Genomic DNA, 1,238 nt, shown 5'->3' with positions numbered 1-1,238 from the left:
CCCGACCCGGCGGATCGCGAGGCATGGCTCGCCGCGGGCGTCGAGGCCTACGAGGCCTTCATCGGCGGTCTGCTCAGCGTCACCGACAACCGTGACGGCGACACGATCATCGCGCCGCAGGACGTCGTGCGCCACGACGACGACGACCCCTACCTCGTCGTCGCCGCCGACAAGGGCACCGCGACGTTCTCCGACAAGGCCAACGCCGTAGCTCGTCGCGAGGGCTTCTGGCTCGACGATGCCTTCGCCTCGGGCGGTTCGAACGGCTACGACCACAAGGCGATGGGCATCACCGCCCGCGGCGCGTGGGAGTCGGTCAAGCGCCACTTCCGCGAGCTGGGCCACGACACGCAGAGCGACGACTTCACCGTCGTCGGCGTCGGCGACATGAGTGGTGACGTGTTCGGCAACGGCATGCTGCTGTCGGAGCACATCCGACTCGTGGCCGCCTTCGACCACCGTGACATCTTCATCGACCCCAACCCGGACGCTGCCGCGTCGTATGCCGAGCGGCGCCGCCTGTTCGAGCTGCCGCGCTCGTCGTGGTCGGACTACTCGCGCGACCTCATCTCCGAGGGCGGCGGCGTCTTCTCCCGCTCGGCCAAGCAGATCAAGCTGACACCGCAGATCCGCGAGGCGCTCGGCATCGACGACGGCGTCGAGACGATGACGCCGAACGATCTGATGCGCGCGGTGCTGCTCGCCCCCGTCGACCTGTTCTGGAACGGTGGCATCGGCACGTACATCAAGGCCTCCGACGAGACGAACGCCGAGATCGGCGACCGTGCCAACGACGCCGTGCGCGTCGACGGTCGCGACCTGCGCGTGCGCGTCATCGGTGAGGGCGGCAACCTGGGCGTCAGCCAGCGCGGGCGCATCGAGGCGGCACAGCACGGCGTCAGCGTCAACACCGACGCCATCGACAACTCGGCCGGCGTCGACACGAGCGACCACGAGGTCAACATCAAGATCCTGCTCGCCGACGCCGTGCGCGACGGTGCGCTCGCGCTCGAGGAGCGCAACGAGCTGCTCGCCTCGATGACGGACGAGGTCGGCTCGAAGGTGCTGCGTCACAACACGGACCAGAACACGCTGCTCGGCAACGCTCGCGTGCAGGGCCCGCAGATGCTGCACGTGCACCGCCGGCTCATCGCCGACCTCGAGTCGGACGGCTTCCTCGACCGCGAGCTCGAGTTCCTGCCCGACGAGGCCGAGATCGATCGGCGCCTCGAGGCCGG

General features: G+C 69.1%; 1 protein-coding gene. It reads left to right on the top strand.

Features of this window, described 5'->3' with window-relative positions; translation table 11 throughout:
- A partial coding sequence (locus tag B2284_RS08485; RefSeq protein ID WP_286697388.1) for an NAD-glutamate dehydrogenase domain-containing protein occupies positions 1-1,238 on the top strand: 1,238 nt, incomplete at both ends.

This window comes from Dermacoccus sp. UBA1591 (genome assembly GCF_002322065.1).
Classification (GTDB): Bacteria; Actinomycetota; Actinomycetes; order Actinomycetales; family Dermatophilaceae; genus Dermacoccus; species Dermacoccus nishinomiyaensis.
This window is presented reverse-complemented; position numbering and strand designations above follow the sequence as displayed.